Origin of the sequence: Variovorax sp. M-6 (assembly GCF_052114385.1) — a bacterium.
Lineage (GTDB): Bacteria > Pseudomonadota > Gammaproteobacteria > Burkholderiales > Burkholderiaceae_C > Variovorax.
In genome coordinates this window covers 1-18,447 of record NZ_JBFREQ010000030.1, presented here as the reverse complement: position 1 = coordinate 18,447, position 18,447 = coordinate 1, and the positions used below count along the sequence as shown (strand labels likewise).

At 69.3% G+C, this 18,447-nt stretch carries 16 protein-coding genes; 5 read left to right on the top strand and 11 right to left on the bottom strand.

All coding sequences use genetic code 11. The annotated features are described in order from the left end of the window. The 4 genes from AB4Z46_RS27110 to AB4Z46_RS27095 all read right to left on the bottom strand — a co-directional run bounded on the left by AB4Z46_RS27110 (nucleotide 1) and on the right by AB4Z46_RS27095 (nucleotide 3,210). Nucleotides 1-501: a BON domain-containing protein gene (locus AB4Z46_RS27110; protein ID WP_442286651.1), complete on the bottom strand. Its 501-nt coding sequence runs from the start codon at nucleotides 499-501 to the stop codon at nucleotides 1-3. Further along, nucleotides 498-941: a flavin reductase family protein gene (locus tag AB4Z46_RS27105; RefSeq protein WP_442286714.1), complete on the bottom strand. Its 444-nt coding sequence runs from the start codon at nucleotides 939-941 to the stop codon at nucleotides 498-500. Before AB4Z46_RS27105 ends, AB4Z46_RS27110 begins: the two co-directional genes overlap by 4 nt. 135 nt (nucleotides 942-1,076) lie before the next feature. Continuing rightward, a complete protein-coding gene (locus AB4Z46_RS27100; RefSeq protein ID WP_442286713.1) occupies nucleotides 1,077-2,306 on the bottom strand; it encodes a nucleoside recognition domain-containing protein in 1,230 nt (409 codons plus the stop codon). A 76-nt stretch (nucleotides 2,307-2,382) separates the two neighbouring features. Next, nucleotides 2,383-3,210 carry a metallophosphoesterase gene (locus tag AB4Z46_RS27095; protein ID WP_442286650.1) on the bottom strand — a complete coding sequence of 276 codons (828 nt, stop codon included), beginning with the start codon at nucleotides 3,208-3,210 and terminating at the stop codon, nucleotides 2,383-2,385. A 122-nt stretch (nucleotides 3,211-3,332) separates the two neighbouring features. Here AB4Z46_RS27095 and AB4Z46_RS27090 point away from each other — a divergent pair, with 122 nt between their 5' ends. Beyond that, entirely contained in the window at nucleotides 3,333-3,506 is a 174-nt protein-coding gene (locus AB4Z46_RS27090) for a hypothetical protein (RefSeq protein WP_442286649.1), read from the top strand. A gap of 3 nt (nucleotides 3,507-3,509) precedes the next feature. On the opposite strand, the gene AB4Z46_RS27085 is transcribed toward AB4Z46_RS27090, so the two are convergent. Beyond that, a complete protein-coding gene (locus tag AB4Z46_RS27085) occupies nucleotides 3,510-4,484 on the bottom strand; it encodes a LysR family transcriptional regulator (RefSeq protein WP_442286648.1) in 975 nt (324 codons plus the stop codon). Nucleotides 4,485-4,591: 107 nt separating this feature from the next. On the opposite strand from AB4Z46_RS27085, the gene AB4Z46_RS27080 reads away from it, so the two are divergent. After that, nucleotides 4,592-5,137, top strand: coding sequence for a hypothetical protein (locus AB4Z46_RS27080; RefSeq protein WP_442286647.1), 546 nt, complete (start codon nucleotides 4,592-4,594; stop codon nucleotides 5,135-5,137). 73 nt (nucleotides 5,138-5,210) lie between these two features. Here AB4Z46_RS27080 and AB4Z46_RS27075 read toward each other — a convergent pair whose 3' ends face one another. The 3 genes from AB4Z46_RS27075 to AB4Z46_RS27065 all read right to left on the bottom strand — a co-directional run bounded on the left by AB4Z46_RS27075 (nucleotide 5,211) and on the right by AB4Z46_RS27065 (nucleotide 8,741). Further along, nucleotides 5,211-7,058 carry a phosphoenolpyruvate carboxykinase (GTP) gene (locus AB4Z46_RS27075; RefSeq protein ID WP_442286646.1) on the bottom strand — a complete coding sequence of 616 codons (1,848 nt, stop codon included), beginning with the start codon at nucleotides 7,056-7,058 and terminating at the stop codon, nucleotides 5,211-5,213. Nucleotides 7,059-7,271: 213 nt separating this feature from the next. Continuing rightward, entirely contained in the window at nucleotides 7,272-7,424 is a 153-nt protein-coding gene (locus tag AB4Z46_RS27070) for a hypothetical protein (protein ID WP_442286645.1), read from the bottom strand. Between the two features lie 117 nt (nucleotides 7,425-7,541). Next, on the bottom strand, nucleotides 7,542-8,741 hold the full coding sequence (locus tag AB4Z46_RS27065) for a threonine ammonia-lyase (RefSeq protein WP_442286644.1): 1,200 nt from the start codon (nucleotides 8,739-8,741) through the stop codon (nucleotides 7,542-7,544). Nucleotides 8,742-8,861: 120 nt separating this feature from the next. Between AB4Z46_RS27065 and AB4Z46_RS27060 the strand changes: the two genes are divergently transcribed. Then, complete coding sequence (locus AB4Z46_RS27060) at nucleotides 8,862-11,183, top strand: ATP-binding protein (protein WP_442286643.1); 2,322 nt, start codon at nucleotides 8,862-8,864, stop codon at nucleotides 11,181-11,183. Between the two features lie 71 nt (nucleotides 11,184-11,254). Next, entirely contained in the window at nucleotides 11,255-12,796 is a 1,542-nt protein-coding gene (locus AB4Z46_RS27055; RefSeq protein ID WP_442286642.1) for a S41 family peptidase, read from the top strand. Between the two features lie 17 nt (nucleotides 12,797-12,813). Here AB4Z46_RS27055 and recQ read toward each other — a convergent pair whose 3' ends face one another. From recQ to AB4Z46_RS27040, 3 genes are all read right to left on the bottom strand, one after another. Continuing rightward, nucleotides 12,814-14,706 carry a DNA helicase RecQ gene (gene recQ, locus AB4Z46_RS27050; RefSeq protein WP_442286641.1) on the bottom strand — a complete coding sequence of 631 codons (1,893 nt, stop codon included), beginning with the start codon at nucleotides 14,704-14,706 and terminating at the stop codon, nucleotides 12,814-12,816. A 119-nt stretch (nucleotides 14,707-14,825) separates the two neighbouring features. Beyond that, on the bottom strand, nucleotides 14,826-15,965 hold the full coding sequence (locus AB4Z46_RS27045) for an acyl-CoA dehydrogenase family protein (RefSeq protein ID WP_442286640.1): 1,140 nt from the start codon (nucleotides 15,963-15,965) through the stop codon (nucleotides 14,826-14,828). Beyond that, on the bottom strand, nucleotides 15,962-17,197 hold the full coding sequence (locus tag AB4Z46_RS27040; protein ID WP_442286639.1) for a CaiB/BaiF CoA transferase family protein: 1,236 nt from the start codon (nucleotides 17,195-17,197) through the stop codon (nucleotides 15,962-15,964). Before AB4Z46_RS27040 ends, AB4Z46_RS27045 begins: the two co-directional genes overlap by 4 nt. A 92-nt stretch (nucleotides 17,198-17,289) precedes the next feature. On the opposite strand from AB4Z46_RS27040, the gene AB4Z46_RS27035 reads away from it, so the two are divergent. Then, nucleotides 17,290-18,204, top strand: coding sequence for a LysR family transcriptional regulator (locus AB4Z46_RS27035; protein WP_442286638.1), 915 nt, complete (start codon nucleotides 17,290-17,292; stop codon nucleotides 18,202-18,204). The last annotated feature ends 243 nt before the right edge of the window (nucleotides 18,205-18,447 follow it).

Here is an 18,447-nt window from a genome sequence, read left to right as displayed (position 1 = left end):
TCAGTGCGTCGCGACCGGGTAGGGCGGGCGGCCTCGCGTGCCGATCATCATTTCGGGCAGCACCACCTCCACGTCGGGCACCGTGCGCACGGCACGGTCCAGCGACGCGGCCAGCGCGCGCGAAGGCACGCAGCCCTGCAGGTACACCCAGCGGCGCTGGATCACGACCCAGACGCTGCCGCGCCGCACGCCCGGCACCTTCGCCAGGGCCGCCTGCACCTGGGGCGCCAGCGCCTTGTCGTAGCGGTAGGCGTTGCTGTCGGCGCAGCGGCCGGCCAGCCAGCAGCTGGTGCCCCGCTCGAGGCGCGAGTGCATCTGCGCGCGCCGTTCCTCCGAGGTCATGAACGGGCCTTCCGGCACCGGGCAGTTGGGCATGCCCGAAGCCACCTGGAAGAACGGGTCGTCGAACCAGTTCTGCTTCTCGGGCTTCGGTGCCTCCTGCGCCGCCGCGGCTTCGACCGCGCACGCCACCGCCAGCAGCACCACCGGCGCCGCCTTCAAAGCGGATGCTCCGTGTAGAAGCGCCCGCCGTGGAACAGCAGCGGCGAGGCGCCGGCGCTGTGGGTGCAGCGCTCGACCTCGCCGACGAAGATCACGTGGTCGCCTTCGTCGTAGCGGCTGCGGTTGAAGCACTCGAAGCTGGCCGCCGCGCCCACCAGCACCGGCGCACCGCCGATGCCCTCGGTGTAGACGACCTCGCGCCAGCGATCGACGTCCTTGGTCGCGAAGCGTTCCGCCAGGCTCTTCTGGCTGGCGGCGAGGATGTTGATCGCGTAGTGCGAGCCGGTCCGCAGCGCCGCCATCGATGCCGCGCCGCGCGCCAGGCTCCAGAGCACCAGCGGCGGGTCGAGCGAGACCGAATTGAAGGAATTGGCCGTCAGGCCGACCAGCGCGCCGTTCGCGGCCCGCGCCGTGACGATGGTCACGCCGGTGGCGAACATGCCGAGCGATGCGCGGAACTCGTGGAGGGAGAAGGAGGGCGGTTGCGCCTGGGCGGGAGCGGTCACGGGAGGGCGGGCAGTTGGAGGCCCATTTTGGCCGATCGGGAGCGAGGTCGCTGCCGCCGGCTCAGGCGGTCAACCGAAGAACCAGTAGCCGACCGCGATGGCCGCCATCACGCCCGCCAGTTCCGCCAGCAGCGCGCAACCCACGGCATGGCGCGCGCGCTGGAGGCCGACCGCGCCGAAATAGACCGCCAGCACATAGAAGGTCGTCTCGGTGCTGCCCTGGATGGTGGCGGCGACCAGCGCCGGGAAGCTGTCGACGCCCTGGCTTTGCATGGTCTCGATCAGCATCGCGCGCGCCGCGCTGCCCGAGAAGGGCTTGACCAGCGCGGTCGGCAGCGCGTCGACGAAGCGCGTGTCCCAGCCGGTCTGCCCGACGACCCAGCGGATGCCTTCGAGCGCCAGGTCGAGCGCGCCCGAGGCGCGCAGCACGCCGACCGCGCACAGCATCGCGACCAGGTAGGGCAGCAGGTTCTTCGCGACATCGAAGCCCTCCTTGGCGCCTTCGACGAAGCACTCGTAGACCCGGACCCGCCGGAGCGCCCCGGCCAGCAGGAAGCCGACGATCAGCCCGAACAGCGTGAGGTTGCCGAGCAGCGAGGAGAGCGAAGCCAGGGCCGTGGCCGAGAGCGTCGCGAGCAGCGCCATGAAGCCGCCGAGCAGCAGCGCGCCGGGCAGCAGGTAGGCCAGCACCACCGGGTCCCACAACCTGAGCCGCTGCATGAAGGCCACCGACAGCAGCCCGACCAGCGTCGAGGCACTGGTCGCCAGCAGGATCGGCAGGAACACCAGCGTCGGATCGGCCGCACCCTGCTGCGCGCGGTACATGAAGATCGTGACCGGCAGCAGCGTCAGCGACGAGGCGTTGAGCACCAGGAACAGGATCTGTGCATTGCTCGCGGTCGTCGCGCTCGGATTGAGCGTCTGCAATTCGCGCATCGCCTTGAGGCCGATCGGCGTCGCCGCGTTGTCCAGCCCGAGCGCGTTGGCCGCGAAGTTGAGCGTGATGAGGCCGAGCGCCGGATGCCCGGCCGGCACCTCGGGCATCAGGCGGCGGAACAACGGTGCCAGCAGCCGGGCGAGGCGGTCCACGATGCCCGCGGCCTCGGCGATGCGCAGGAAGCCCAGCCACAGCGTGAGCGTGCCGAACAGCAGCACCATCACCTCGACCGAGAGCCGGGCCATGGCGAACAGGCTCTCGACCACGGTGGCGAACACGGTCGCGTCGCCGCCGAGCAGCCAGCGCGCGAGCGCCGCCACTGCCGCCGTGAGAAAGAAGCCAAGCCACAAGCCGTTGAGCACGCGTATCCCCTGCTGCGAATGCGCGCCGATCATAGGGGGCGGCCGCATCGCGGCGCGATCCCGTGCCGGCCGCTCGTCAGCCGGCGCGCTCAGGCCGCCGCGGCACCTCGATCAGCAGCTCGGGCCTGAAGTCCTCCTGCTCGCCCTTGCCCATGTAGCCCAGGGGATTCGCGACCACGCGGCAGCCGTCCTTGACGTAGTCGAAGTGGCAATGCAGGTGGCCGTGCAGCCAGAGATCGGCCCGGGGCAGCAGTTCGTCCAGCGAGTTGCAGAAGCCCGCGGTGCCGGGGCTCAGGCCATAGCGCGGATCGGCACTCGCCAGCGTCGGCGCGAAATGCGTGATGACCACGGTCGTACCGTCGAAGTCCAGGGCGAGTTCGTTGCGCAGCCATTCCTGGCATGTCAGTGAGTGCTCCCTTAATGCGTCCGCGAGGAAGATCTCCCCGGCGCGCCTCGTGGCGGCTTTCTCAAGATAGAAGTTGGCCGCGCGCATGGCCTTGCCGCGCTTCTTGAGGGCGTCGCCCAGCGTGTCCGAGGGCTCGACCAGCGCGTCGAAATCCGCCCACAGCGTGGTGCCGACGAAGCGCACGCCGTCGATCGTCCGGGTCTCGCGCTCCAGCCAGCCGATCTCCAGCGCCTCGCAGGTTTCTCGAAGCCGGCTGTGCACCTCGTCGAAATCCGCGTTGTCGTACTCGTGATTGCCCGGGACATAGATGACCGGGACCGGCCAGCCATGGCGCGGCGAAAAGCGGGCCAGCCCGAAATCGGGCGCCACGAGGCGCGATCCCTCCTGGTAGGAGCCGATATCGCCGGCAAGCACCAGCAGGTCGGCGCCCGGCGCCGGGGCGATCTGGAGCTGAGGATGCACTTCGATGTGCAGATCCGAGAGCAACTGAAGCTTCATGGATGCAGTCTAGACGATGCCTTCATGCGTGTTGCGCATAACCTCTGGCTTGATAAACTAGGGAAAACCCTTAACCTTGGTTCATCGTCACTTGGCGCAGCCCGTCGGGGCAGCGCACCACCATGTTTCACCTCATTGCCCTCGTGGCTCGTTTCCTCCGCCCGGCCGACAAGGCCGTCGATGACAGCCCGGCCGCCATCCTGCTGCAGAGCGCCGACCGCCGTGCCGGCCTCGATGCCCATCACGCCCAGGAACTGCGCGCCGCCGCCAGCGCCTGGCTCAGCGTCGTCCGCTGATCGTCAAGGCGCCGGCTCGCTCGGCGAACCGGCAAACGCCGCCCCGGCCGAGCGCAGCAGCGCCTGGCGCAGCCACCCGTGCGCGTGCGCATGCTGCGCGCGCCGATGCCACAGCGCATCCACATGCACCAGCGGCTGGTCGAAGGGAAGCTCGCGCAGCACCAGGTGATCGTCGATGCCGGTCACGCGTGCGAAATGCCGCGGCATCACCGTCAGCAGGTTCGAGTTGGCGACCACCCGCCCGGCCGTGAAGAACTGGTTGACCGTGACCACGATGCGCCGTTCGCGTCCCATGGCGCCCAGCGTCTGGTCGATGAAGCCGTAGGGCCGGCCCGAGAAGCTCACCAGCAGGTGGCGGGCGGCGCAATAGCTGTCGAGCGTCAACGGCGCATCCGCCAGCGGATGGCCGCGGCGCATGACGCACACGTACTGCCCCACATAGAGCCGTTGCGTCTCGAAGGGCGCGCCGACGCCGGACTGCCCGCGGGCGGCCAGGCTGGCGACCACGGCCGGAAAGTAGCCGATCGCGACGTCGACTTCCTCCTGCTCCAGCATCCGCCGCGGGTCGCGCGTCGTCAGCGGCAGCACGCGCAGCGACACCGCGCGGGCCTCCTCCTCGACGATCCCGATCAGGCCCGGCATCAGTTCGGCGGCCGTGGCGTCGGCCATCGCCAGCAGGAAAGTGGTGTCGGCGGTCCCGGCATCGAATTCACCCGGGGCCAGGGTGTGCTGCAGTTGTCGCAGCGCGTCGCGCACCGTGGGCCACAGCGCCAGCGCCCGCGGCGTCGGCTCCACGCCCGCGCCGGCGCGCCGCACCAGCTCGTCGCCGAGAACCTCGCGCAGCCGGCGCAGCGCGTTGCTGACCGCGGGCTGGGTGATCGACAGGTTCCGGGCGGCGCGCGTGAGGTTGCGCTCCGCCATCACCTCGTCGAACACGCGAAGCAGGTTCAGATCGAGCGTGCGAAAGTTGACATCCATAAGTAATGTGAATGATAAACATCAGCAAGATAAAGTGGCAAAACACTAGGGTAACCCCTAATATCGAGGCATCGGCTCCGGCCTCTAGTCCTTTCAGGAGGAACACCATGACCAGCTTCATCCACGTTGAAAAGCCCGTAACGCACCCCGGCATCGTTCGCGCCGAGGCGGCATTCGAGCGCGTCCGCGCCGCCCGCCGCGGTTTCGATGGCGCCCGCGGCCTCGCCGCGTTGCTGCTGGCGGCCATCGTGTCGTCCTTGCTGGTCGTCGCCGACCGGCTGATGACGGTCACCGAAGAGGGCGGCCTGATGCTGGCCTGGATGGTGCTGTGGGGCGTGGCCTTCGTCGGCCTGGCGCTGTTCGCCGGCACCGCGCGTTCGCTGGCCGCTCGCGTCATCGCCTCCACCCGCGGTGCCGCCAGGCGCCGCGCCGCCGAGCGCGCGGACGAGCAGTTCCTGGCCTACGCCAAGCAGGACCCGCGCATCCTCAGCGAGCTCAACGCCATCGCCACGCGCCAGCAGGCCGCCGACGTCGAACTGCCCGCCACCGGCAAGGCGCGTTCACTGGAGCGGGTTGCCCAGCGCTCGGCCGACGTCCGCGTCCCGACGCTTCACGAGGCCCTGCGCCGCGTGAATCTCGGCCAGTACTACTGATCGCTTCGCCGGCCTGCGGGCCGGCTGCATGAAAAAAGCCGCCCTCGGGCGGCTTTTTCGTTGGCGCAGAGGCTCAGGCCGCGAGGCGCTTCTCGATCGCCGCCTTCGTCGCCGGCAACTCCTGCGGCAGGTGGTGCGCCAGTTGCTCGAACAGCTCGGCATGCAGCTTCAGTTCGGCCTGCCAGGCGGCCTTGTCGATGCTGGTGACAGTGTCGAACTGCTTGGCGCTGAAGTCCAGGCCGGTCCAGTTGAGGTCCTCGTAGCGCGGGCTGACGCCGAACACGTGTTCGCTGCCTTCGGCCTTCTGCTCGATGCGGTCGATCATCCACTTGAGCACGCGCATGTTCTCGCCGTAGCCCGGCCAGACGAACTTGCCGTCCTCGCCCTTGCGGAACCAGTTGGTGGTGTAGATCTTCGGCAGCCGGGCGCCCGAGGCCTCGAGCTTCTTGCCGAGGTCCAGCCAGTGCTGGAAGTAGTCGCTCATGTTGTAGCCGGCAAAGGGCAGCATCGCGAACGGATCGCGCCGCACCACGCCCTGTTGGCCGGCGGCCGCGGCGGTGGTCTCCGAGCCCATCGTCGCCGCCATGTAGACGCCCTCGATCCAGTTGCGCGCTTCGGTCACCAGCGGCACGGTGGTCGAGCGCCGGCCGCCGAAGATGAAGGCGTCGATCGCCACGCCCTTCGGGTCGTCCCAGGCCGCGTCGAGCGCCGGGTTGTTGATCGCGGCGACCGTGAAGCGGGCGTTCGGATGCGCGGCCTTGGCGCCGGTCTCCTTGGCGATCGCGGGCGTCCAGTCCTTGCCCTGCCAGTCGATCGCGTGCGCGGGGGCCTCGCCCATGCCTTCCCACCAGACGTCGCCGTCATCGGTCAGGGCCACGTTGGTGAAGATCACGTCGCGGTCGAGGCTGGCCATGCAGTTCGGGTTGGTCTGCATGTTGGTGCCGGGCGCAACGCCGAAATAGCCCGCCTCGGGGTTGATCGCGCGCAGCTTGCCGTCGGCGGCGGGCTTGATCCAGGCGATGTCGTCGCCGATGGTCGTGACCTTCCAGCCGTCGAAGCCGGCCGGCGGGATCAGCATCGCGAAGTTGGTCTTGCCGCAGGCGCTCGGGAAGGCCGCGGCCACGTGGTACTTCTTGCCGGCCGGGTTGGTCACGCCGAGGATCAGCATGTGCTCGGCCAGCCAGCCTTCGTCGCGGCCCATGTTCGACGCGATGCGCAGCGCGAAGCACTTCTTGCCGAGCAGCGCGTTGCCGCCGTAGCCCGAACCGTAGCTCCAGATCTCGCGCGTCTCCGGGTAGTGGACGATGTACTTGGTCTTGTTGCAGGGCCAGGCCACGTCCTGCTGGCCGGCTTGCAGCGGCGCGCCGACCGTGTGCACGCAGGGCACGAACTCGCCGTTGTCGCCGAGCACGTCGTACACGGCGCGGCCCATGCGGGTCATGATCTTCATGTTGACCGCCACGTAGGGGCTGTCGGACAGCTCGATGCCGATGTGCGCGATCGGCGAGCCGAGCGGGCCCATGCTGAACGGCACGACGTACATCGTGCGGCCCTTCATGCAGCCGTCGAACAGCGGCTGCAGCGTCGCGCGCATTTCCGCCGGGGCCATCCAGTTGTTGGTCGGGCCGGCGTCTTCCTTCTTCGCGGAGCAGATGAAGGTGCGGTCTTCGACGCGCGCGACGTCGCTCGGATCGGAGGTGGCGAGGAAGGAGTTGGGACGCTTGGCCGGATTGAGCTTCTTGAGGGTGCCGGCATCGACCATCAGTTGGCAGAGCTGGTCGTACTCTTCCTGGCTGCCATCGCACCAATGGATGCGCTCGGGCTTGCACAGCGCGGCCATCTCGGCCACCCAGGCGATCAGCTTCGCGTTCTTGACATGGGAGGGCGCTTGCATGGCGAGTCCCTTCAGCGGTGCGTTCATCGTATATCTCCGAAGTTGAAAATCGTCTTTTCGAACGGGACTCGACGCGATCGGGCGGCCGAAGTCCGTTGGAAAAAACGCTTCCGTCTAGGGAGGAGGCTGGATGGAAGCCCGTGTGGACCAGGGCGGGCCGGCGCTCGGGCGACCCCCTGGACCTGAGGCAGGTCGCGCCAGCGCGGGGACACGGGGTGTCCGCGGGGGCGACCGCCGGAATCAGGCCATGTAGATGGCGATGGAGGCCAGAAGAAGCATCAGCACCCCGCCGACGAGGGGTAGCACCAGGGGCATGAGGGGGACGATCGACTCGACCGCGTCGGGTTCGACGGCAACTGCATGGCCGGGCTCGTGGGGGGTGGGATTGGACATCGGGATTCCTTGGGTACTCGAGACTGGCGGTCATTTTACCGGTTGATACGCCGGCCGCGGTCTAGGGGGTTGCCAGACCCGGCGGACTGGCTTGGCCGCATCTGCGCCAGCAGGATGTCAGCGCTGCTCCGCAGCCTCGAACCCCGCCCCGCGCAAGGCCTCCAGCACCGCCGCCAGGTGCTCTCGCCCGCGCGTCTGGAGCACCAGTTCCACATCCACGTTCTGCGCCGCCAGCATGGTGAACGCACGCTGATGGTGCACTTCATCAATGTTGGCGCCCGCTTCCGCCACGGTGGCCGTGATATGGGCCAGGGAGCCCGGAACGTCGCGCGCACTGACCCGCACGCGCGCGAGCCGGCCGGCGCGCACCATGCCGCGCTCGATGATTGCCGCCAGCAGCAGCGGGTCGATGTTCCCGCCTGACAGCACGAGGCCGACGCGCTGGCCGCGGAAGCGGTCGGGATGGCGGATCAGCGCGGCCAGTCCGGCCGCACCCGCGCCCTCGACCAGCGTCTTCTCGATCTCGAGCAGCATCAGCACCGCCTGCTCGATGTCTCCCTCGTCCACCAGCAGCAGGTCGTCGACCTCGCGGGCGATGATCTCGCGGGTCAGCACGCCGGGCGTGCCCACGGCGATGCCTTCGGCGATCGTGCTCGTGCCCTGGGGGTGGTGGGTGCCCTGCACCGCATTCACCATGGCCGGGAAGCGCGAGGTCTGGACGCCCACGATGCGGATGTCCGGCTTGCGCGCCTTGGCGGCGACCGCCATGCCGGCGATCAGCCCGCCGCCGCCCACCGAGACCAGCAGCACGTCCAGATCGGGTACGGCATCCAGCATTTCGAGCGCCAGCGTGCCCTGCCCGGCGATGATCGCCTCGTCGTCGTAGGGGTGGACGAAGGCCAGCCCCTCGCGCTCGGCGAGCGCCAGTGCGTGCGCGCGGGCCGCATCGAGCGTGTCGCCGTGCAGCACCACTTCGGCACCGAAGCCGCGCGTGCGTTCGATCTTCACGCCCGGCGTGAAGCGTGGCATCACGATCAGCGCGCGCAGCCCCAGGCGCTGCGCGTGATAGGCCACGCCCTGGGCATGGTTGCCGGCCGACATGGCGATCACGCCCCGCGTGCCGGCTTCCGAGAGGTCGACCAGCTTGTTACAGGCGCCGCGTTCCTTGAAGGAGGCGGTGAACTGCAGGTTCTCGAACTTGAGGAACACCTGGGCGCCGACGATCTCGGAAAGGGTGCGTGATTCGACGCAGGGGGTGTCCAGCACCTGCCCCTGCAGGCGGACCGCCGCGCGTTCTATGTCTTCGATTCCAACCATCCGGTGAATTGTGGACGGATTCGCGACATGAGGGTATTTCGTGCCCTTGGTCTTCCCGAAGCCAAAACTCTGCGTTATGGTCGCTTCCAGATTCACCCGCTCCTAGCTGGAGGTTGTCCGATGGTCAAGCGTTCCGGTGTCGATGTGGTGGCCGCGGCTTCGCGCGGCCACGCATTGCCATCGCCCGGACTCAAGGAAGCGCCGGTGCTCGAACTCATGTGTTCGCACTTCGTGCTCACTCTCGCGGCCAAGCAGGGCCCGCGCTTCAACGTGCGCCGGGACCTCAACGGGCTGCTGTCCCTGACCGGCCGCCATCTGGTCTGGCCGCTGCCGGTGCTGCAGCGCCTGCGCGAGTTTCTGGTGCGGCGTTGCGTCGGCAACGAGATCTGGAAGGGCGTCGAGGCCTACGACGGCCGCACGCTGCTCGATCGCCATGGTGTCTGGCGCGGCCCCTACGAGGAAGGCACGCTGTTCTTCTACCTCGACGAATACGCCAAGGATCAGCCCAAGGACCTGCTGTCGGTGCTGTCGGTGACGCGCGACTGGCTCACCCATGCCTTGCGCAAGCAGTCGACCCTGGTCGAGAAGAACATCGACGCGCTGGCCGGCCTGCTGCAGCTCAACAAGGCCGAGCGCGCGCTGCTGCTCTACGGCACGCTGGCGCGCTACCAGCGCGACCTGCGCTCGCTGCTGGTCGAGTTCAAGGTCAACAACGCGCCCGAGGCCTATGCCGCGATCGCCGAAGTGGCCGGGGTCAGCGCCAGCGAGGTCGGCGAGGCGCTGCGCGCCGGGTCCCGGCTGGAGCGCATCGGGCTGGTCGAGAACCTGATCTCCGAGCACAACATCACCGACCTGGCCGATCTCATGAAGGTCAGCGAGAAGCTGCCGCCGGTGCTGATGCGCGAATACCGCGATCGCAACGAGCTGATGGCGGTGTTCACGCGGCCGTCCGCCAAGAGCGCGCTGTCGGTCCACGATTTTTCCTTCGTGCTGGACGATGCGCAGATGCTGGTCACCCTGCTGCGCGCCGCAGTCGCGCGCAAGGAGCCGGGCGTCAACGTGCTGCTTTACGGGCCTCCGGGCACCGGCAAGACCGAGCTCGCCAAGGTGGTCGCGCAAGCCGCGGGGCTGGAGCTGTTCGAGGTCGAGTACGCCGACCGCGACGGCAACTCGCTGTCGGGCCGCGATCGCTACCGCTCGCTGCAGATCGCCCAGGTGTTCCTGAAGGGCAGCGAGCAGGCGGCCCTGCTGTTCGACGAGGTCGAGGACGTGTTCCCGCCGATCAGCACCGAGGCTGCGCAACTCATGGCGCGCGCCGAGCAGGTCCCCTCTCCCACCAGCGGCAGCGTGAGCGGCAAGGCCTGGGTCAACCAGATCCTCGAATCGAACGCGGTGCCGACGCTGTGGGTCACCAACCGCATCGAGCAGATCGATCCGGCCTTCCGGCGCCGCTTTGCCTACCACCTGGAGCTCAAGTCCCCGCCGCCCGGCGCTCGCGAGCAACTGGTGCGCAAGACGCTCGAGGGCGTCTCGGTGTCCGATGCCTTCACGGCCAAGCTGGCCGGGCGCAAGGGCCTGACGCCGGCGCAGATCCGGACCGCGGTGCGCTTCGCCGAGCTGGCGATGACCGACGGGGGGTCCGTCGAGAGCCTGATCGAGCGCCAGCTCAAGAATGCCGATCTCGCGCTCGGCACGTCCGATGGCCTGGGCGCGCGCCGCAGCGTCACCACCTACGACCTCGAGATGCTCAACGTCGAGACCCGTTTCGAGATCCCGCGCATCGTCGAGGCGCTGAAGGCGCGCGGCCATGGCACGCTGTGCTTCTACGGCGCGCCCGGCACCGGCAAGACGGCGCTGGCGGAGCACATCGCCAAGGCGATCGGGCGGCCGCTGATCATCAAGCAGGCGAGCGACCTGATGAGCAAGTACGTCGGCGAGACCGAGCAGAACATGGCGGCCATGTTCAAGGAGGCCGAAGCCGAGAAGGCCGTGCTGCTGCTCGACGAGGCCGACAGCTTCCTGCAGGACCGCCGCGGGGCCCAGCGCACCTATGAAGTGACCGAGGTCAACGAGATGCTGCAGGGCATGGAGCGCTTCGACGGCATCTTCGTCTGCACCACCAACCTGCTCGACCGGCTCGACCAGGCCGCGCTGCGCCGCTTCACCTTCAAGATCAAGTTCATGCCGTTGACCGGCGAGCAGCGCGAGCGGATGTTCGTGACCGAGGCGCTGGCCGGCGATGCGAGCTTGATCACCAGCGAGATCAAACTGCGGCTGGCCAGGCTGCCGCAGCTGTGCCCGGGCGATTTCGCCGCGGTCAAGCGCCAGACCGACATCCTGGCGATCGAGTTCTCGGCCGCCGAGTTCCTGGACCAGCTCGATGCGGAGCACCGCATCAAACCCGAAGTGCGCGAGTCGCGCGGCATCGGTTTCGTTCAATAAGACCCACACAAGAGGCGGGCCGTTTCCGCGGCCCGCGAGAGGGAGTGCGTTCGATGGGGGGAGTGCGTTCGATGGACACGGCGCGGCGCGCCGTGGGCGCTGCCGCACTGGCAGCGGCTGGGTTGCTGGCGGCATGCGGGGGCGGTGGCGGCGGTGGAGGCGCGGCCTTGCCGCTGGTGGCCGCGCCCGCGCCGGTGGCACCGGGCGGCGAGGCGATCGTCGCTTCGGCGAGCGTGCAGGGCCAGTGTGCCGCACCGCGCTTCGGCGTCGATCCGGACACCGGCGCGGCCTTTCCCGACCGCCCCGGTTCGCTCGACACCGAGAAAAGCTGGGTGCGCGGCTGGATCGACGAGACCTACCTGTGGTTCGGCGAGGTGCCGACCACGCTGGCCGCCAAGGACTACGCCACGCCGATCGCGTACTTCGGCGCCTTGAAGACGCCGGCCCTGACCGCCTCCGGCCGCGCCAGGGACCGTTTCCACTTCACCGCCGACACGGCGGACTACCGTGCATCGTCGCAAAGCGGCATCGAGGTCGGCTATGGCCTCGAACTGGCCTTCCTGAGCGCCGCGCCGCCGCGCGACATTCGTGTCGCCTTCACCGAGCCCGGGTCGCCGGCGGCGCAGGCCGCGATCGAGCGCGGCATGAAGCTGATCGAGATCGATGGCATCGACGTGGCATCCGGAGCGAATGTGGCCGGACTCAATGCGGGGCTGGCGCCGGTGCGCGAGGGCGAGTCGCACAGCTTCAGGCTGCAGGCGGCCGACGGCAGCTTGCGCACGGTCAGCCTGAACTCGGCGCGCATCACGCGCACGCCTGTGCAGAGCGTGAAGAGCCTCGCCGCCGCCAATGGGCCGGTCGGCTACCTGCTCTTCAACGACCATGTGGCGACGGCCGAATCGCAGCTGATCGCCGCCGTCAACCAGCTCAAGGCGGACTCGATCACGGACCTCGTGATCGATATGCGCTACAACGGCGGCGGCCTGCTCGACATCGCCAGCGAACTGGCCTACATGATCGGCACGGATTCGGCCACCCGCGACGCGGTGTTCGAGAGGCTGCAGTTCAACAGCAAGAACCCGTTTCGCCTGACCGCGGGGCAGGCGACCATTCCGTTCCACGCGACCACACGCGGTTTCTCGACCAAGGCGGGACAGCCCTTGCCGCAACTGGGCCTGTCGCGCGTCACGGTGCTCACCGGGCCGGACACCTGCTCGGCCAGCGAATCGGTCGTCAACAGCCTGCGCGGCGTGGGCATCGTGGTGAACCTGATCGGCGGCGCCACCTGCGGCAAGCCCTATGGCTTCTATCCGCAGGACAACTGCGGCACCACCTACTTCGCGATCCAGTTCCAGGGCGTGAACCAGCTCGGCGCCGGCGACTATGGCGACGGCTTCGCGCCGACCTGCGCGGTGGCGGACGACTTCGGCCATGCGCTGGGCGATCCGGCGGAGGCCCGGTTGGCGGCCGCACTGAGCTTGCGCAGCACCGGTGCCTGCCCGGCCGCGGCGGCAAGCAAGGCCGAGGTCGCGCTCGGCAAGGCCGAGGCCGCCGGCGTTCCCTACCTGGTGCGCTCGCCGCTGCGCGAAAACCGCATCGTCACTCGCCCGTAGCCAACCTGGGGGGCGAGCTAGAACGCCGCGCAGACGCGGAGCACGTCTTCGCCGTAGGCCTCGAGTTTCTTGCTGCCGATGCCGCTGATGCCCTGCAGGTCTTCGAGGGTGGCCGGCGCGCGCTCGGCGATCGCGGCCAGCGTGGCGTCGTGGAAGATCACGTAGGCCGGCAGGTTGTGCTCCTTCGCGACTTCGGCGCGCCAGGCCTTGAGCGCCGTGAAGCGGGCCTGGCCCGAAGCGTCGAGCGCGGCGGCGGCCGGCGAGGGCGCGCCGCGAACCGCCTTGTCGCGCCGCGGCTTGCGCTCGGCCGGCGAGGAGACCGATTCGCGCAGCATCACCTGGGTTTCGCCCTTGAGCACGGCGCGCGAGCCGTCGGTGAGCTGCAGCGTGTTGTAGGCCTGGGCGTCGACCGACAGCGCGCCGGTGGCGATCAGCTGGCGCAGCACGCCGCGCAATTGCGCTTCGCTGAACTCCGCGCCGATGCCGAAGGTGCTGACGCTCTCGTGCCCGAACTGCTTGACCTTCTCGGTCGCCTTGCCGCGCAGGATGTCCATGATGTGGCCGGCACCGAAGCTGATGCCGCTTTGCTGCTGCACGCGGTAGATGGTGGAGAGCAGCTTGCGGGCCGCGTCCGTGCCGTCCCAGACCTGGGGCGGCGTGATGCAGTTGTCGCAGTTCCCGCAGGGCGTGCTCTTCTCGCCGAAGTAGCCCAGCAGCCGCACGCGCCGGCAATCGCTGGCCTCGGCCAGCGACAGCAGGGCGTCGAGCTTGCCGCGCATCACCTGCTTGAATTCCTCGCCGGCCGGGCTTTCGTCGATCATGCGGCGCTGGTTCACCACGTCCTGCAGGCCGTAGGCCATCCAGGCATCGGCCGCCGCACCGTCGCGGCCGGCGCGGCCGGTCTCCTGGTAGTAGCCCTCGATGTTCTTCGGCATGTCGAGGTGGGCGACGAAGCGCACGTCGGGCTTGTCGATGCCCATGCCGAAGGCGATGGTGGCCACCATCACGATGCCCTCGTCGCGCAGGAAGCGGTCCTGGTGCTTCTGGCGCACCGCGGCATCGAGGCCCGCGTGATAGGGCAGGGCGTTGACGCCGGCATCGCGCAGGGTCTGGGCCACGTCCTCGACCCGCTTGCGCGACTGGCAATAGACCACGCCCGCGTCGCCCTCGTGCTCGCGCTCGATGAAGCGCATCAGCTGGGTGGTGGCTTCCTTCTTCTCGACGATGGTGTAGCGGATATTGGGCCGGTCGAAGCTGGAGACGAACTGGCGCGCCTCTTCGAGCTGCAGCCGCTCCACGATGTCGGCGCGCGTGAGCGCGTCGGCGGTGGCCGTGAGCGCGATGCGCGGCACGCCGGCATAGCGTTCATGCAGCACCGTCAGCGCGCGGTATTCGGGGCGGAAGTCGTGGCCCCACTGGCTCACGCAATGCGCTTCGTCGATCGCGAACAGCGCCAGCTTGCCGCGCTCCCTGAGCGAATCGAGCTGCGACAGGAAGCGCGGCGTGTTGACGCGCTCGGGCGCCGCATACAGCAGCGTGATCTCGCCGCGCAGCATGCGGCGCTCGACGTCCTGCGTCTGCTCCCAGTCGAGCGTCGAATTGAGGAAGGCGGCGTCGACGCCGGCCTCGTGCAGCGCGCCGACCTGGTCGTGCATCAGCGCGATCAGCGGCGACACCACCACGGTCACGCCGTGGCCCGCGCGCTGGCGCGCGATGGCGGGGATCTGGTAGCACAGCGACTTGCCGCCGCCCGTGGGCATCAGCACCAGCGCGTCGCCGCCGGCCACGACATGGTCGACGATCGCCTGCTGGGGACCGCGGAACTGCGCGTAGCCGAAGATCTCGTGAAGGATCAGTTCAGGCGCGATCGCCTGGGATTCGGAAGCCTGGGATGACAAGGGGGTCGCCATGGTTGGGTCGCGCCGCGCCTCTGTCTCCGAGGCACCGCAGCGCGTGTCGCTGAGGAGGTCGCGCGCACCTCCCGTGCGCGCGGTGCCCATTGTCTCCGAAGCGGCCCCCCGGGCGGCGCTCAGCCCAGCACGATGCGTGCGATGATGTTTCGCTGAATCTCCGACGAACCTTCGTAGATGCGCAGGATGCGCGCGTCGCGCACGTAGCGCTCGAGCGGCATCTCGCGCGTGAAGCCGTAGCCGCCGTGGATCTGCAGCGCGGTGTCGGTCACGAAGGCGACCATCTCGGAGGCATGGAGCTTGGCCATCGCCGACTGCAGCGTGAAGGGCTCGCCCGCGGTGCGCAGCGCCAGGGCCTGCATCGTGAGGCCCCAGGAGGCTTCGAGCCGCAGCTTCATGTCGGCCAGCATCCACTGGATGCCCTGCTTGCCGGCCAGCGGCTCGCCGCCGACCTGGCGATCGCGGGCCCAGGCTACGGCCGCGGCCAGCGCGGCCTCGGCGATGCCGAGCGAGGTCGCGGCGACGTCGAGCCGGCTGTTGTCGAGCACCTTCATGGCGGTCTTGAAGCCGCTGCCTTCGTCGCTGAGGCGGTTCGCCAGCGGGACCCTCACCGACTCGAAGGCGACCTCGAAGGCATGGCCGCCGCGGATGCCCATCAGCTTCTCGGGCGGCGAGACGGTCACGCCGGGCAGGTCGGTGTCGACGATGAAGGCGCTGACGCCGCGCGCGCCGGCCGTGGCGTCGGTCTTGGCGAACACCACCAGGAACTTCGCCTCGGCCGCGTTCGAGATGAAATGCTTGACGCCATCGATGCGGTAGTGGTCGCCGTCCCGAACGGCACGCGTGCGCAGATCCGCCGGGTGCGAGCCGCCGCGCGGCTCGGTGAGCGCGAAGCCGGCCAGCCATTCGCCGCTGGCGGCACGCGGCAGGTAGCGCGCGCGCTGGGCGTCGTCGCCGCCGATCAGCACCGCGTCGGTGCCCAGGTAGTGGGCGCCGATCATCGAGGAGGTCGCGGCGCAGGCGCGCGAGATCTCGACCAGCGACAGCAGCATCGCCGTCGGCGACACGCCGGGGCCGCCCCAGCGCTCGGGCAGGTTCATGCCCATCACGCCGAGCGCGGCGAGCTGCGGCACATGGCAGGCGGCCGAGCGCTCCTCCTCGTCGATGGCGCGCGCGAGCGGCGCGACGGCCTCGGCCGCATAGCGCCCGACCGCGTCGGCCAGGGCCTGGTCATCTTCGGTGACGCCGAGTCGTGTCATGTCGTTTCCTTGGGTGATGAAGAGGAGGGGGCTGCGCTGCCGAAGGCACCGGCTTCGCGCAACTCGGCGAGCTTGTCGAGGCCGCAGCCCAGCAGGCTGGCGAGCAGTTCGTCGGTGTGTTCGCCGAGCGCGGGGGCGCGTGCGTTGCGGTTGGGTGCGGCGCCGCCGAAGCGCACGGGCTGAGTCGGCAGGCGAAGGCCGGGCAGGCGATCGTCCTGCACGGCACGCAGCAGTTCGCGCGCCTGGGCCTGCGGGGATTCCAGCGCCTGCGCGATGTTCCAGATCGGCGCCGCGGGCACGCCCGCGGCGTCGAGGCGGCGCACGACCTCCTCGACCGGATGGGCCCCGGCCCAGTCTTCGATCAGGCTGCGCAACGCCGGCTCCTGCTCGGAGCGCAGCTCGTCGGTGGTGAAGCGCGGGTCCTGCACGAGGGTGGGGATCTCCATGGCGACGGCCAGCGCATCGAACAGCTTCTTGTTGAGCACCGCCAGCGCGAAGTGGCCGTCCTGCGCGCGATAGACACCGAACGGCGCCGACAGCGGATGCCGGTTGCCGACCCGCCGCGCCGGCTTGCCCGTGAAGAGATAGCGCGCCATCGAGGTCGCGAGAAAGCTCAGCGTGGTGTCGAACATCGCGACGTCCACGTGCTGGCCGCGGCCGGTGCGCTGGGTCTGCAGCAGCGCGGCCAGCGTGGCCCAGGAGGCGAACAGGCCGGCCACCACGTCCGACACCGCCTCGCCGACCAGGGTGGGCGGGCCATCGGGGTCGCCCGTGGCCTCCATCAGTCCGCTCATGGCCTGAACGATGATGTCGTAGGCCGGGCGATGGGCATAGGGGCCGGTCTGGCCGAAGCCCGAGACGCTGACGTAGACCAGCTTCGGATTCAGCCGCGCGAGCGACTCGGGGCCGATGCCGAGCCGCTCGGCCACGCCCGGGCGGAAGTTCTCGACCACCACGTCGGCGCGGGCCGCGAGTTCGCGCACCAGGCGCACCGCATCGGGCTGCTTGAGGTCGAGCACCATGCTCTTCTTGTTGCGGTTCATCACCGTGAAGAGAGCGCTCTCGCCGTTCCTCATCGGCCCGATGGCGCGGTAGTCGTCGCCTTGCGGCGGTTCGATCTTGATCACCTCGGCCCCCAGGTCGGCCAGCAGCGCGGTGGAAAGCGGCCCCGCGAGCACGCGGGTGAAGTCGAGGATGCGGATGCCGTCGAGCGGACGGGCGGAGGCTGTCATGGCGGGGTCCTTTCGTGACCGGAAGGTCGCCATGGTCGGTGTGCATTGAATCAATTGAAAATACTGTTCATTGATGCTCTGGATCAAAAAAGATGATTCATCTGAACCTTCGCCAACTCGAGTACTTCGTCGCCGCGGCCCGGCACGGCGGCGCCGCCCGGGCGGCCGAGGCGCTCAGCGTGTCGCAGCCGTCGATCTCCAAGGCGATCGCCGACTTGGAAGAACAGTGGGGCGAGCCGCTGTTCGTCCGGCTGCACGCGCGCGGGCTCGAGCTCACCGGCGCCGGTGCGCGGCGCCATCGCGAGGCGCATGCGCTGCTCGAGCAGGCGCGCGCGCTGGCTGCGCCGCGCTCGGGCGAGCTGGCCGGCCTGCTGCGCGTCGGCTGCCTGAGCACGCTGGCGCCGCGCTGGCTGCCGGACATGCTGGCCCGCATGGCCGTGGCCTGCCCGGCCATCGAGGTGCAGCTGGTCGAAGGCGACACCGAAACCCTCACGCGAATGCTGGAGCGCGGCGCGCTCGACGTCGCGCTGATGTACGACCTCGGCCTGGCGCGCGGCGTGCGGCTCGAGCCCTTGATGCAGCTGCGCCCCTACGCGCTGCTGCCGTGGGGGCACCGGCTGGCCCAGGCCACGAGCCTGCGCATCGCCGACCTCTCGCGCGAGCCGCTGGTGCTGATCAACCTGCCGCACAGCCGCGAGTACTTCCTCTCGCTGTTTCGCGACGCCGGCGTCATGCCGCGGATCGCCCACGAGAGCGCCTCGCTCGAGATGGTCCGCGCGCTGGTGGCGAACGGGCTCGGCGTCTCGTTGCTGACGACGCGGCCGGTGCGCGACCAGGCCTATGACGGCAAGCGCATCGCCTGCCGGCGGCTGCGCGGGCAGCTCGCGCTGCAGTCGGTGGTGCTGGCCTATCCGCCGCCGGGGAGCTTCGCCTCGCCGCTGGCCGAGCCCTTTGCGGCGGTCGTGCAGGCCAGCGTTTCCAGGCAGGCCGACGCGCTCACCAGCTAGGGCGTGTTCACCCTATTTCCAGGGATCGCGTTGCCCGGCCCAGGGGCTGGACGCAAGGCGCCCGTGCGCAGCAAGGCTTGCGCCTTGCAAGCGTGGGCAACGCCGCAGACAGCCCCTGGGCCGGGCAACCCGAAGGGAAGGCATGCCAAGACGTGCCACTCCGCGTTGCACTCCTTGCATGTGCCAACGCACATGCGGCGTCGCGCGCCTTGATTGGCCCGTCTTGGCATGCCTTCGCGACCC

Coding starts and splice junctions, on each gene's coding strand:
- AB4Z46_RS27105 (WP_442286714.1), bottom strand. CDS start 941: ATGTTCGCCACCGGCGTGACCATCGTCACGGCGCGGGCCGCGAACGGC.
- AB4Z46_RS27095 (WP_442286650.1), bottom strand. CDS start 3,210: ATGAAGCTTCAGTTGCTCTCGGATCTGCACATCGAAGTGCATCCTCAG.
- AB4Z46_RS27090 (WP_442286649.1), top strand. CDS start 3,333: ATGTTTCACCTCATTGCCCTCGTGGCTCGTTTCCTCCGCCCGGCCGAC.
- AB4Z46_RS27085 (WP_442286648.1), bottom strand. CDS start 4,484: ATGGATGTCAACTTTCGCACGCTCGATCTGAACCTGCTTCGCGTGTTC.
- AB4Z46_RS27080 (WP_442286647.1), top strand. CDS start 4,592: ATGACCAGCTTCATCCACGTTGAAAAGCCCGTAACGCACCCCGGCATC.
- AB4Z46_RS27075 (WP_442286646.1), bottom strand. CDS start 7,058: ATGAACGCACCGCTGAAGGGACTCGCCATGCAAGCGCCCTCCCATGTC.
- AB4Z46_RS27070 (WP_442286645.1), bottom strand. CDS start 7,424: ATGTCCAATCCCACCCCCCACGAGCCCGGCCATGCAGTTGCCGTCGAA.
- AB4Z46_RS27065 (WP_442286644.1), bottom strand. CDS start 8,741: ATGGTTGGAATCGAAGACATAGAACGCGCGGCGGTCCGCCTGCAGGGG.
- AB4Z46_RS27060 (WP_442286643.1), top strand. CDS start 8,862: ATGGTCAAGCGTTCCGGTGTCGATGTGGTGGCCGCGGCTTCGCGCGGC.
- AB4Z46_RS27055 (WP_442286642.1), top strand. CDS start 11,255: ATGGACACGGCGCGGCGCGCCGTGGGCGCTGCCGCACTGGCAGCGGCT.
- recQ (WP_442286641.1), bottom strand. CDS start 14,706: ATGGCGACCCCCTTGTCATCCCAGGCTTCCGAATCCCAGGCGATCGCG.
- AB4Z46_RS27045 (WP_442286640.1), bottom strand. CDS start 15,965: ATGACACGACTCGGCGTCACCGAAGATGACCAGGCCCTGGCCGACGCG.
- AB4Z46_RS27040 (WP_442286639.1), bottom strand. CDS start 17,197: ATGACAGCCTCCGCCCGTCCGCTCGACGGCATCCGCATCCTCGACTTC.
- AB4Z46_RS27035 (WP_442286638.1), top strand. CDS start 17,290: ATGATTCATCTGAACCTTCGCCAACTCGAGTACTTCGTCGCCGCGGCC.